The 13,901-nt window shown below is 24.8% G+C and carries 8 protein-coding genes; 1 reads left to right on the top strand and 7 read right to left on the bottom strand.

What is annotated here, in order from left to right; translation table 4 throughout:
- Positions 1-306: 306 nt before the first annotated feature.
- The 7 genes from MCAV_RS02705 to MCAV_RS02675 all read right to left on the bottom strand — a co-directional run bounded on the left by MCAV_RS02705 (position 307) and on the right by MCAV_RS02675 (position 11,863).
- Positions 307-1,803, bottom strand: coding sequence for an extracellular solute-binding protein (locus MCAV_RS02705; protein WP_391591597.1), 1,497 nt, complete (start codon positions 1,801-1,803; stop codon positions 307-309).
- Positions 1,804-1,843: 40 nt separating this feature from the next.
- On the bottom strand, positions 1,844-3,574 hold the full coding sequence (locus tag MCAV_RS02700; protein WP_391591596.1) for an ABC transporter ATP-binding protein: 1,731 nt from the start codon (positions 3,572-3,574) through the stop codon (positions 1,844-1,846).
- Positions 3,575-3,588: 14 nt separating this feature from the next.
- Positions 3,589-4,551, bottom strand: coding sequence for a carbohydrate ABC transporter permease (locus MCAV_RS02695; RefSeq protein ID WP_391591595.1), 963 nt, complete (start codon positions 4,549-4,551; stop codon positions 3,589-3,591).
- Positions 4,551-5,405 (bottom strand): carbohydrate ABC transporter permease, encoded by an 855-nt coding sequence (locus MCAV_RS02690; RefSeq protein WP_391591594.1) that lies wholly within the window; start codon positions 5,403-5,405, stop codon positions 4,551-4,553. The genes MCAV_RS02695 and MCAV_RS02690 overlap by 1 nt, the downstream gene beginning before the upstream one ends.
- Positions 5,406-5,748: 343 nt before the next feature.
- Positions 5,749-8,112 carry a glycosyl hydrolase family 65 protein gene (locus MCAV_RS02685; protein WP_391591593.1) on the bottom strand — a complete coding sequence of 788 codons (2,364 nt, stop codon included), beginning with the start codon at positions 8,110-8,112 and terminating at the stop codon, positions 5,749-5,751.
- Positions 8,113-8,174: 62 nt separating this feature from the next.
- Complete coding sequence (locus MCAV_RS02680; protein ID WP_391591592.1) at positions 8,175-9,824, bottom strand: alpha-amylase family glycosyl hydrolase; 1,650 nt, start codon at positions 9,822-9,824, stop codon at positions 8,175-8,177.
- Positions 9,825-9,826: 2 nt separating this feature from the next.
- Positions 9,827-11,863 carry an alpha-amylase family glycosyl hydrolase gene (locus MCAV_RS02675; protein WP_391591591.1) on the bottom strand — a complete coding sequence of 679 codons (2,037 nt, stop codon included), beginning with the start codon at positions 11,861-11,863 and terminating at the stop codon, positions 9,827-9,829.
- Positions 11,864-12,316: 453 nt separating this feature from the next.
- Here MCAV_RS02675 and MCAV_RS02670 point away from each other — a divergent pair, with 453 nt between their 5' ends.
- Entirely contained in the window at positions 12,317-13,900 is a 1,584-nt protein-coding gene (locus MCAV_RS02670; RefSeq protein WP_391591590.1) for an ATP-binding protein, read from the top strand.
- The last annotated feature ends 1 nt before the right edge of the window (position 13,901 follow it).

The following is a 13,901-nucleotide window of genomic DNA, read 5'->3' as shown; positions in this document are numbered from 1 at the left end:
CAATCAGTATAAATTATTATTAGCACCAAAACCATTTGGTCAAATAGTTAAAATTATTTTTTAATTTTTTATTAATACTACTGAATTAGTTAATTCTATTAACCAGTCATTAATTTTTTTTAATTTTTAAACTGGTCTTTAAAATATCAATTCGATTTTAACCTTTTAACTGATAATTTTTATTAGAAAAATAATTAACATCACAATTTTTTTAAATTGTTTTTCATTGCTTAAAAGTGTTATTCAGAAGTTTTAGTAAATAACACCATTAAGATCAAAAATTAAATCTTTAATTTTAGATTTTATTTATTTTTTGGTTTGTTGCTTTTTTTCATTTTCTTTTAATTTATTTCATTCAGCTATTAATTCGGTTTTATTAGTTGTAGTGTTTTTATAACCTTCATTAGTTACTTTTCTTAATACTGGATCACTATTATTAAAACCATTTGGAAAATAATTATCAATTGCTGAAACAACATCGGTTGATTTTGTATAATTTGTTGCTGATCGTAATAATGGATCATTAATGTTATTTTGATCTAATCCTGGAATTTGTTTAAATGGTGAAAGTAATTGCATTTTATTTAAAGCAAATTCTACTCCTGATTTGGTTTGATATAAAAATTGGAAAAATAATTTTGCTGTTTTTAATTTAGCAGGATCATTACCTGTTGTAGTTACGCCCCAACGTTGTGAAATTGATCGCGCCAATTTTGCTTTTTGTGTATCTTTATCAAAAGCAGGCATTGGCATAAAACCGATTTTAGCATCTTTTTTAGCATCTAAAATTTGATTAATTGATCATGTACCATTTTGGGTCATAGCAAATTGACCAACAGCAACATTTTGCATGGCAAGATCAACTGTATTGGTTTTTAAAGTATAAGGTTTATCTTGACCATAAATATTTAATGCTTGTTGCATGTTCATTAAAACTTGATCTGTTAATACTTGATCAGCATTTGTAAGATTTACATTATCTTGTTTTAATCCAGTTTGTGCAGCAGATACAACGCCTAATAAATGATTGGTAATTGGTCATATATTGCTAGCTTCTGTTTTAGCAGTAGAGTAAAAAGGTTTGATATTATTACTTTCTAATACTTGATTAATTTTTTCAAAACCTTCTTTTTTTAAATCACTAGTATAAACATTATAAGTTTTAGTACCACCACTATTATTTTTTTCTTCAACACCATTAAAACTCATTGGTTCAGTACCATTAGGATTAATGTCTTTGAAACTTTTACCTTCATGGACAGTAATATTGGCTCTAGCAAAAACATCCTTATTATAAATAATGCCAAAAGATTCAACTGCTTGAGGCATAAAATGTTTGCCATCAACAACAAATTGACCTTCAGTAGTATTGTCGTTTTTTAGCATTGTTGATGCTGGAGTATCAATTAAATGTTGGGCAATATTTTTAAAACCACCAAGTGAACCTGCACCTAAAATTAATACTGAACGTGGTCCATTAGCAAATTTAGCATTTAAAAATTGACCATAATCAGTTACACCACCCACTTGTGTGAATGTTAATTTAGTATCATAAAAACGATTAAATGTTTCAATAAATTCTTTTGATTGAGTTGCAATTTCTTGTTTGTTAGCAACAATTTCTAATGCATCTTTAGAATAACCTGCTAATTCAGTTTTTAAAGCAACTGCTGTTTGATCTTTAGCAATTTGATCAAAAAATTGTTGATTAAAACTACTTTTAGCTGAACAAGCAGCAAGAGTAATTGAACTAATAAGACCAATAAATGGTAAGATTAATAATTTTTTTGTTGATTTTTTCATAATTTGTATCTTTCAATATATTAAGTAATTATTTAATTTATTATTTTTTGAATAATTTTTTAGAATGTTTCACCAAGAAACTAATTAATATACTAGTTCAAGATTTTTTTTGAGTTTTTCTCTTAGAAGCCTCTAATAATTCTTGACGAATTTTAATTTTGTCATCTGAAATAATTCAGTTATTTAATGCAACAAGTGTTTCATAATTAAATTCTGATGTTAATGAAATTGTTGTTGTTTGATCAAAAAGATGAATACGTGATAAGATTGGAATAATTTCTTTAATAGTATGTAGTTGATAATTTTCATATGAATTAGTAATAAAAGTAATTTCTTCATGATCAGAACTATTATTTTGGACTAATCCAGTATACTGAATTTCATTTCCTAACAATTCTTTATTAGTTATTTTAACTTTAATTGGTTTGTATAAATCAGTTAGATTATCATCAGTACTAAAATCATTTGGTCTAATACCTAAAATCACTTTTTGATTTTCTTGAGTATGTTTTAATTTTTCTTTTGTTAATTGAAGCACTAATCCTTGATCTGAAACAAAGGCATTTTGTTGAATTTTACCAGATAAAAAATTCATTGCTGGACTACCAACAAAACCTGCAACAAAAATACAAGAAGGATTTTTATAAATTTCACTAGGACTACCAGTTTGTAAAACAAAACCATCAGTCATAACAGCGATTTTATCAGCCATTGTCATTGCTTCAATTTGATCATGGGTAACATAAACTGTACCCGTATTAATTTTTTCGTGCAAAAAACGAATTTCTTTACGCATTGTGGCTCTAAGTTTAGCATCTAAATTGGATAATGGTTCATCCATTAAAAACAAAAAAGGACTGCTAACAATCGATCTACCTAAAGCCACTCTTTGACGTTGCCCACCAGATAAAGCTGCTGGTTTACGATCTAAATAATATTCAAGTCCTAAAATTTTGGCTGTTTGATTAACTTTTTGATTAATGATTAAATCATATTTATCGTTTTTAGCAACTTCTTTACGTTTTATTTCTAATTGATTAATTTTTTCTTGTAATTTAACTAAATTTTGACTAATAGTTGCTAAGTTATTTTTCATTCTCAAATAATAGTTTATTTTATTTTGAGCATGATTAATAACTGCTTCTAAAGTATTAATTTGAATTTTTAATTTTTTTAAAAGTGTTTTTTTATTTTCTTTTAAAAAGCGATTATATTTTTCTTTTTTTTGACTTAAATTAGTTTTTAATTTATCAACTTTTTTTTGTGAAGATTCAATTTGTTTAATACTATCAATTAAAATTTTTGAAGATTTATATTGGTTTTTTAAATAAGTAATCTCCTTATATATTTTACCTCCTTCTCCTAGTTTCTTCTTGTTTGCTCTTAAACCAAAAGCAATATTATTTTTTACTGTTAAATGAGGAAATAGCGCATAATTTTGGAATACCATAGTTAAACTACGATCAGCTGGTTCTAAATTAGTGACATTAATTTTATTAATATAAATATCACCAAAACTAACTTGCTCTAATCCAGCAATCATTCTTAATGTTGTTGATTTACCACAACCACTTGGACCTAATAAAGCAAGAAATTCTCCTTGTTTTAATTTAATATTAACACTAAATAACGCTTGAAATCCATTGTCATAAATTTTGTCTAAATTATTTAGTTCTAAAACATAATTTTGATGATCATTTGCTTGCTCAGTTTTTAATTTTTGTAATCGATCAATTAAATATTGAGGTAATTTTTTTTGATTAGTGACCACTTTATAATACCTACCTACTTAATAGCACCTTTAGTAATATTAGCAACAATATTTTTTTGTGCTATGAAAAAGAAAATAATAATTGGAATAATTAAAATAATTAATCCAGCCATTAATGATGGAAAATCAGTACCATAGGTTCCAACTAATTTGGTATATAAATTAACAACAATAGTTGTTAGAGCATTACTATTTTGAGTAAATACTAAATATGGTAAAAGAAAATCATTTCAAATTCACATAGTATTTAAAATAACAATAGTAGTGATTACTGGTTTTAGTAAGGGCAAAATAATTTTAAAATAAATTCGTAATGGATTATAACCTTCAACTTGAGCTGCTTCTTCTAAAGAAATTGGAACTGTATTCATAAAACCATGCATCATAAAAATCGATAAACTTAATCCAAATCCTGTATACATAAAAATTAAACCAGGAATATTAAGAAAAGATAATTTGCCCATAATGGTAATTAGTGGTAACATAATTGCTTGAAAGGGCACGATTAGTACGACTAGAAAAGTATAAAAAATAATTTTAGAATATCATGTTTTTGTTCTTGATAATTGTCATGCTGCTAATGAACCTAGAAACACAATAAAGAAATTAGATAATATTGTGACTATTAATGAAGTAAAAAATGATTCAACAAAATTTAAAGCTTCTCAAGCATTTTCATAATTTTTGAATAAATCACCCCTATTTTCTGGTAAGGCAAAAATTGAGTTAGTAACAATTTGTGCAGCATCTTTAAATGAAACATTACTCATTAAACCAAAAGGGAAAATTCAACAAGCAGAAATAATTACTAAAAAAACAAAGAAACTAATTTTTAATGCTCTTTTTTTATTTTGAGTTTTATCTTTTTCAATTTTTAAATTTTTAATTTCAAAAAACTTTAATTTAAAGTCTGTTAATCAAAAATTAATTTTTTTGCTATTGATTGATAAAACTTTAGGATCAAATTTTAATTTCATTATTGTTCAACCTCGAATTTTTTTGAAATATAAACTTGACTAATCGCAATTGCTGATACTAAAATAGTAAAAATAACTGATTTTGCTTGAGCAATCCCATATGTTCCTAAATAAGAACCAATATAAGCTGTACCATAAATATCATAAGATAATAATCCAGTATCATTACTTCCTTCAGTTAAAGCTAAATTTTGATCAAACATTTTAAAAGAACCACTTAATACTAAAAAAACTGCAACAGTAATTCCAGGTACAATTGCTGGTAAAGTAACGTTTCTAAAGCGTTTTCAAAAATTTGTTCCTTCAATTTGTGATACTTCTAATAAACTACGATTAACATTTTGTAATGCTGCTAAATAAATAATCATCACATATCCAGCCATTTGTCATGCAAAAACAATTGCCATAGCAAACATACCACCAATTTGTGATCCTAATCTTAAACTTTCACCTCCAAAAATTGCTATGAATACTTGATCAAACATCAATCTTCATAAATAACCTAAAATCAAACCCCCAATTAAGTTGGGAACAAAAAAGACACCGCGAAAAAAGTTTTTGCCTTTGAATGATCAATTAAGCATTAAAGCTAATCCAAATCCAATTACATTAACTAAAATTAATGAAACAATAGCATAAACTGTTGTGAATCAAATTGATGTAGCAAAACTACCAGTTTCAAAAGCTTGCTTGTAATTTGCAAAACCAATTCAACCACCTTCAAAAAGATTTTGCCCTTGTTTTCAATCGTTAAAAGAAAGAAAAATCCCCATAATTGTGGGAACTAAACAAACAATCGTGAAAACGATTAAACTGGGTAAAACCAATCCAAAAAATCAAGTTTTTTTATACATGGAATCAAACCAATCAAAAAAATCAAGTTTTTTTATCCATTTAATTTTTTATCCATTTTTAATTTATTAGTAATATAAGTTTTTAAAAAATTAAATATTGGTTAAAAATCAAGTTTTTTATTCATTTAATTTATTAGCAATAAATTTTAAAAATTAAATATTAGTGATAAGTTTTTTAAAAAATAAAACTTTAATTCTCAAAAATTTATTTTTATAAAAAATTGTTATTTTTTTAAAAAAACCATTAATTATAAATTAACATTTTAATTATATGATTAATATTTAAATTAAAATTAGGCCAAATATTAATTAAAATGTAATTGATTAATCAGTTTTAAAACTTTTAATTGGATTTTTTTCAATTAGTAATTATTTTAAAAGTAATTGCTTGATCATTTGGGACAATGACTTTTTGATTATTGACATAAACAACAATTTTTTTACCATCAATTACTTCTAAACTAAAATTTTTTTGATTAACAATTACTTTCAATCATGATTTTTGATACAAAATTTGATATTCTAAACCGTTTCAACTTTTTGGTAAAATCGGATTAATATGTAATTTTTGATCATAATATCTTAAACCACCATAACCAAAAACAATTGTTTGTCAAATAGCAGCTAATGATCCTGCATGAATTCCTTCGTTTGAAGAAGCAAAATTAGTTCCTAAATCAATGTTGATTGAATATTGAAATAATTTTTCAGCTAATTCCATTTGTCTTAAAGCAATTGCTTGAATACAATAAGTAGTCGCACTCAAAGAAGAATCATGAGTTGTAATTGGTTCATAATAATTCAAATTTGCTTCACATATTGCTTTATCATACAATTCATTAAATAAATAAGTTGTTAGAATAACATCTGCTTGTTTAACAATTTGACCTTCTAAACGTTTATGACCTTCTTGGGTATTAAATAATTTTTTACCAGCATCACCTAACATTTGAAATTGTTTTAGATCAGTTAATGGTAAATTAAGAAATTGATCATTTTCAGCAATAATTTTATTTTTATTAGGTAATTGTTGCACTAATTTATTTTTAACATCAATCATTTTATCAATTGAATATTGATAAGGTAATTTTTGATTAATGGATGCTAGAATTTCACTACCTTCATTAGTTTGTTGTAGTTGTTTAATATATTTTATTGCTAATTCCAAATTACGTTTTGCAATTTGATTAATGAAGTTATTATTATCAATATTACCTTTATATTCATTTGGTCCCATAACATTAGTAATTTGATAACAATCATTTTTTCATTCAACTCTTGATGTTCAAAAAATTGCTGTATCAATAATCATTTCATAACCCATTTGTTCCATAAACTCATGATCTTGAGTTACATGATAGTACTGATCAACTGCATAAGCAATATCAGCTGATACATGAATTTCTTGTTCTCTTGAAGCAATAGGAATTTGCTTACCTGTAATAATATCTGGTTGTCCTCAATATGGAGTAACTTCACCCTTTGTTGGTCATGCCATTTCTCAAGGATATTGTGCACCAAGATAATTTTTTTCAGCCGCTTTTTTCCTTGCTCCATCAATACCTTTATAACGGTATTCTAAAAGGTTTCTAGCAATTTGAGGATTGGTAAATAAATAATTAGGCATAATAAAAAATTCTGTATCTCAATAACAATGTCCTTGATATGCTTCACCTGATAAACCTTTTGCACCAACTGATAATCAACTATTGTTTTTTGGCACAAAATTATTCATATGAAAAATTGAAAAATAAAACGCTAAACGATGATAAGCAGCATTTTTATTATTACCTTTAATTGTGACTGGAAATTGCTGATAAATTGTTTTTCATATTTGATTATTTTCATTTACCACTTGATCATAACTAATCGCTTTTAATGCTTCTTTATTAGCAATACTAGTTTTTATAATTGTTTCTTTATTAGGAAAATCAGAATCAATTGTGCTATAAACTGACATGTTTTTTTCTAAAACAATTGTTTGTCTTGCTTTTAATTGTTGACTAATTTCAAAACCAATTTGTCTTCGTGCCATTTTAATTACAAAATTATCATTACCTGATGTTAATAATTTCTGTTGTGGATTATAAAATTTCACTACCATAGTATGAACAACATCAATTAAAGATTCTGTTGTCTGTTCATGATACTGAATCGTAATTGGATCTAGTAAATGTTTAGTTCCTTCAGCAAAATGTTGAATCCCACGATTAGTTGTTTGACCATTAATTAAAGGAATTAGTTTAATAATACAACTTGATCCTGTTAATTGTTTAATACTAATTTTTTGAAAATAATGATGCCAATTTTTTTGATCAACAATTCGTTTAAAAACAATAACAAATTTTTTTTGGTCAAAATTAAAAGTAATTTTTCTTGTTAGTGAACCATTTTTTAAATCTAAAGTTTTAGAATATTGAAATGAATTATTAATAATTAAAGGTTTATTATCAATAAAAATTTGTGTTTGAATTAAATTAGCCATATTAGCTAATTCTGATGTTTCAGCAGGATCGCCAATATTAAAAATACCATTAATAAAAAAATCTTCTTTATTAAAAGAAGAGAATTCTTCATCAACAGCTCTAATGCCTAAATAACCATTACCTTGAGCAAAAATTGATTCAGTTTTTTGTGTTTTAGTAAAATCATAACCTTCTTGAGTAATCAAAAGGTTTTTAGGATCATAAATTAATTTAATTGCCATTTTTAATTTACCAGTTTTTAATTAATTTTTAATTTGATTAAGATTTTAAATTTTGATTGATATTATGAGTTAAGATGATTTTCTGTTGCTAAAAATCAGATCGATTCATATGGTCTTAATACAAAAGCAAATGGTTTATTATCTGAATAAGAAGATAAAATAATTTGATCATAAACAAAATGTTCAAGATCATTAATTTGGTGTTTGCTAATATTAATTAAACCAATTAATTTTTGTTGATTATTAGTACGAACTATTTTAATTAAATTGTTATTTAAATAACTAACATTTGATTTTCCACCAACTAAAAGTGGTTGATATTTTAAGTTTTTACGAATTTGAATCAATTTGCGATAAAAGTTTAAAATTGATTGATCATCTTCTTCTTGTTGAGCAACTGTGATTGGTTGATAATGTCTTCCTAACTTGATTCATGTTTTATGACCGTCATTAAAACCATAATTAACACTTAAATCTCATTGCATCGGATATCGCGAATGATCACGACTATTAATGTTGTGGTATTTAATTAATTCATCTTCTGAATAATATTTTTCTTGATCGACTAATAAGGCAAATGAATTAATGACATCAAAGTCTCTAAATTGATCTCGTGATTGATAAAAATTATTAATCATACCAATCTCTTCACCAAAACAAATGACAATATTTCCTTTTAAAATAAATTGCAACATTGCAAATGATTTAGCAGATTCTGCTCAAAAAACATTTTCATCACCCCAACGAGAAATTGCTCTTGCTGTATCATGATTAGTTAAAAAATTAAACATTAATTCACTAGGAATTTGTTCATTATGTTGATATTCAACTAAAGCATCATTAACAAAATCAGCAATTGTTCAATTAGGATCATAACCATTTCGTCCTTGTTTTTTATCTCAACCAATTCACCATCAACTAAAATTAAAAAAGGCATCAGCAATTTTATCTTTACCCAAACCATATTTAATCGCTTTTTCTGGACTAATTCCAGATGCTTCACCAATAAAATAAATATCGTTTTTATCTTTTTTAACAAGATTAATAAAACTTTGTAAATATTGAACCATTTTAGTTCCAAAAGAATGAACTAATTGATGATCAACAATTTCTTTATGAACATGTTGAATTGCATCTAATCGAAAATATTTAACACCTAGGTTATATCAATAATTAATGACATCAGCCATTGCTTGTTGGGTTTCAATTGCTTGTCAATTTAAATCAGGTTGTTCTTTAGTAAATAAATGGAAATAAAATTTTTTTAATGATGGAACATATTCTCATGCTAAACCACCAAAAATTGATTTGGTGTTATATGGTTTAGTTGATCAAATATAGTAATTATGTTCTTGTGAATTAGGATCATTAATTGCTTTTTGAAATCAAGGATGTTGGTTAGAAGTGTGGTTTAAAACAATATCTAACATAATTTTGATATTACGTTTTTCTGCTTCTTGAACTAATAACTGAAAATCAGCTAAAGTACCAAATGGTTGTCAAATTTGATAATAATCTAAAACATCATATCCTGCATCAATAAAATTAGTTTGATAAATTGGACAAAGTCAAATAATATCAATATTTAGTGATTGCAAATAATCTAACTTACTAACAATCCCTAAAAGATCACCATCACCATCATTATTTGCGTCTTTAAAAGAACGAGGAAAAATTTGATAAATAATTTTATTTTTTAATGGATCTTTCATCACTATAATCTCACAATAATTGAACTATTAGAATCTAAAATTTTTTGGTTTCATTGATGTTTAATTTTGGAATGGAATAAAATATTTTTACTTCAATAAGCAAAATTGTTTAAATTTTCAGATGTAAAATTGTGGGCAACTAAAATTTTGCTTTTTTTAACAGTAATTTGATATATTAAAATGCCATTTTCAGCAACTAAAATTTCAATTTGCTCTAAAATTTCCTTTTTAGTTTTTAAACGAAAAAAAGGTGTTTGTTGACGAAATTTAATTAGTTTTTGTAAAAAAGTAAAAACATGTTTTTTGACTAATTGATGATTTAAATTTTGTCATTTAATACCATTAACATAATCTGTTGTTTTATAACTATTATCACAATAACCATTATTATCTGGTTGATAATTAAATATATCTACTAAACCATTCAAACTATAATAACGATGTGAATCATCACCAGTTTGATCAAGTGGTTTTGATTGTAATAATTCTGTTCCTGCTAAAATCAACTGTCGTCCTTGAGCCGTAAATTGCATCATTAATGCTTGACGATATTGTTCAATTTTAGTAATAAAATCTTCTTGAGAAGTAATATTAATTTTATCTCATAAAGTAAAACCATCATGACAAGAACTATATTGTAAACTATCTCCTGGATTAGAAGCAAAATTATCATATGGCAATTGACTAGCAGATGAATTTTTTCAAAAAATTAAATCGTTTAAATTGCCTTTAACACAACTGACATATTGAGGAAAATAATCTAAATTACCATGAATTAAACCTAAATCGATTTTTTGATGATTATCATAACCTTTTATTGCTTTTAAAATCGTATCATTAAAATAAGCAAAATTATGTTGATTGATACTATGACCTTTAATATAAGTATTTTGATAATCTAAATTAGAAAACTCTCATGCTTCACCACTTAAGACAATTTTTGGATTAATTTTTCTTAAAGTAGTAACGATTTGATCAATTGTATTTTTATCAATAAATGAAGCAAGATCAAAACGAAACCCATCAACATTAAAATTTTTCACTAAATAAACTAATGAATCAATAATCAATTTTCTTACCATTAAGCGTTCAGAAGCTAAAGAAGGTTGATTAACTGGATATGGTTGAGAATTACGAAAATAATAATTAGGAAGAATATTATTAAAAATATTATTAGTCATGACATGATTGTAAACAACATCTAAAATAATACCAATATTATTTTTATGAGCTTCATCAATTAGTTTTTTTAGTTCTCTAATTCTTGCATATGGATCTTTAGGATTAGAAGAATATCAACCATTGATCGTAAAATAATTATGAGGATCATAACCTCAATTATAGTTGGTTGTTCAATTTTTCCCAGCACCTTTTTTTAAAATTTTTTGATCATAATCATTAATAGTATATGTTGCTTGGATTGGTAAAAGTTCTAAATAATTAACATTAAGTTTTTTTAAATAATTAAAAATTTTAGTTTCTAAAGCTGCTAAAAAAGTTCCTCTTTTAGATTTAATTTTTCCTTGTTTTAATGAAGTAAAATCTCGAATGTGCAATTCATAAATCACAGGATCAACTGTGTGATTGAATTTCGTTTTTAATTTTCTTGGTTTTTTTCCTGATAACTTTTCATTATTAACATCAGCAAAAAAACCATAACCTACCTGATCTTCAGATCCATTTCAATTAAATCGTGCCATAGAATATGCATAAGGATCCAAACATCAAGTTTTAGTGTCATTTTGATGTAAAATTTCGATTCGATAATAACAATTAAGATCACTAAAAGGAAATTTAGTTACTCAAATATTTTTTTTGGTAACTAAAGGAATAATTTTTTTAATTTTTTTTAAATTTTTAAAATCATAAAAAATTAAATTAACTGCTTTAGCAATTGGTTGTCAAAATTTAAAAGTACAAACTTTAGTTTTATAATTGAATTTAACACCTAGTCGCTCATGTTCTGAAGCATATAATTGATCAAAAGTTTCAAAATCATTTTGATCAAAAAATTCATGAAAATTCTTATTGATAGCCATCACTTATTACTCTAAAAAAATACTAAATCAAATTTTTATTACTACTTTATTTATTATTTATTTAATTACAAATAATTTATTTATAAAAAATAAAAGATTGAATAAAATTAAACCATGTAACAAATATTTTAAATCAAAATATTTATTTTAGTAAAACACATTAGTTTCTTATTTATGTTTGTTAATTTTAAATAATAATTTTAAATAAACGATCATTATTTTAAACTAAAACGATGATTTAATTTTTCAAATATCGTTTTTATTAAGATTGTTTTCTAATATTTTATTGTCGATTTTTTATATTCTTTGATCAATTTTAAATTAATAAATCAATATTTTAATTAAATTAATTTATCTAGATATATTAATTATTAATCTTTTTTATAATTCAACTATTAAAATATAAGTTATGATATTTAATTTAATTTTGATAAAACAGTGATTTTAAAATTTATGAATGACAACGATAAAAAAGAAATAAGCATTATTCCATCAACACTTGTTTATAACGGTTATAAACATTATAGTTATGAGCCATGAACAGCCATTGCAGAATTTGTTGATAATTCTACTCAAAGTTATTTTGATAATAAAGAACAATTAAAAAGTTTATCTAATTTTAAAAAATTAAGAATTGATATTAAGTATGATGAAGACTACTTAATTATCACTGATAATGCTTTTGGAATGGAATTTGAAGATTTTGAAAGAGCAGTTAAAATTGATAAACTTCCTGAAAATCGAAATGGTAGAAATGAATTTGGAATGGGTTTAAAAACAGCTGCTTTTTGATTTGGTAATTGTTTAAATATTACTACAACTCAATATGGTTCAGATAATTTATATTACACTACTTTTGATATTAAAAAAGTTACTTCTGCTTCACTAACGCAAATTAATTTTGAAGTTATGTCAACACCTAAAGAAGATCATTTTACAAGAATTAAAATTACTGATTTAAATCGACGTATTGGTAAAAAAAATAATTCTGAAAAACGAATTAATACTTCAGTTGTTTTTAAAAAAATCAAAGAATTACTTTCTAGCATTTATCGACAAGATATTAGAAGTGGTGAAGTTGAAATTGTTTTTAATAATGAAATATTAACTTTTCAAGATCCAGATATTTATATTGAAAAAAACCCAGATGGTTCAAATCATGTCTGTAAGAAAAACATTGAATTTTCTATTGATCATTTAGGTCAATCATTATATGTTAATGGTTTTGTTGCTATTAGAGAAAAAGGCTCAACTAATGATGGTGGCTTAGTTTTAATTAGAAGAGGTCGAGTCATTGTTGGTGGGATTGAAGATAAATACAAACCAGAAAAAATTTTTGGAAAAGGTAATGATTTTGCTCATCAAAGAGTTTTTGGAGAATTACATTTAGATAATTGACCAGTAACTCAAGCAAAAGATAAATTTGATTGGCACAATGAAGATCTTGAAGAAAACTTTATTGCTGCATTAGATGAACAAATGGAAGAACTTGTTAGAAAATCCAGAAATATTCGTAAACGAGAAAATAAAAATAATTTTCATCAAGGAATAGTAAAATATGCTGAAAAAATTAATGACGTTGATTTTAGTCGTGATTTTAAAAATAATATTGAATCACTTAATCCTTCTGAATCGATTAATTCTGTTGTGCCTATAATAGATCAAGATGATATAAATTCCAATAATTTATTTGATTCTGATGAACCCACTTTAAGCATTGTATTTCCTCAAGATAATCCGAAATTTAAAATCGAATTTGTTAAAAAAGGATTGATTTCTGATAAATGAATTTTTTTTAAAAATGATGAAAACAACAAACTTAGATGTGTTGAAATTAATGAAGATCATCATTATTTTGAAAATTTACCTAAAAAAGGTTATTTACCAGAAATTTTAATGAAATTTATCTTTTCTTTGTTTGTTGTTTCAGAACAATTAAAAGATATGTATACAAATGATAATGTTGTCAAAGACACAATTGATCAATTGTGAAGTCGACTTCAGTTTGTTTTTAAAAAAATTTTAAATGATGCTTAAT

The organism is [Mycoplasma] cavipharyngis, from assembly GCF_042984175.1.
Classification (GTDB): Bacteria; Bacillota_I; Bacilli_A; order Mycoplasmatales; family Mycoplasmoidaceae; genus Mycoplasma_N; species Mycoplasma_N cavipharyngis.
Note: the sequence above shows the minus strand (reverse complement) of the source record. Positions and strands in the feature narration are given on the sequence as shown.